Below are 494 nucleotides of genomic sequence, written 5' to 3' on the forward strand. Positions count from 1 at the left end.
GCGCCCGGTACGGGTGTGGTGATGGCCGACGGGTCGAGGGTGCCGATCGAGGACGTCGAGGTCGGGGACCGGGTCCTGGCGACTGACCCGGAGACGGGCGAGCAGGAGGCCCGGACGGTGGCGGCGACGATCGTCGGTGAGGGTTCCCGGACCCTGGTCGAGATCACGGTGGATGCGACCACCGAGCGGCAGGCTCCGCCCGAGGGCGGGTCGGCCGGCACCGACAGTGTGTCGGAGGTTCCGGGGCCGGTGGCGGTCGGGGACGTGGTGGTGGCCACCGGCGGGCACCCGTTCTGGGTGCCGGAGCTGGAGGCGTGGGTCGAGGCGGTCGACCTGGCTCCGGGGATGTGGCTGCAGACCTCGGCGGGCACGTGGGTGCAGGTGTCGGCTGTCGAGGTCGACACGCAGCACGCCCGGGTGCACAACCTGACGGTCGCGGGGCTGCACACCTACCATGTGGAGGCGGGGGACCTCGACCTCCTCAACCACAACTG

General features: G+C 72.7%; 1 protein-coding gene. It reads left to right on the top strand.

What is annotated here, in order from left to right; translation table 11 throughout:
• Positions 1-21 precede the first annotated feature (21 nt).
• The coding region (locus ACFHWE_RS23680) for a polymorphic toxin-type HINT domain-containing protein (protein ID WP_416604090.1) at positions 22-494 on the top strand (473 nt) is incomplete at its 3' end.

It is taken from the genome of Nocardiopsis sp. LOL_012, assembly GCF_048060475.1.
Classification (GTDB): Bacteria; Actinomycetota; Actinomycetes; order Streptosporangiales; family Streptosporangiaceae; genus Nocardiopsis.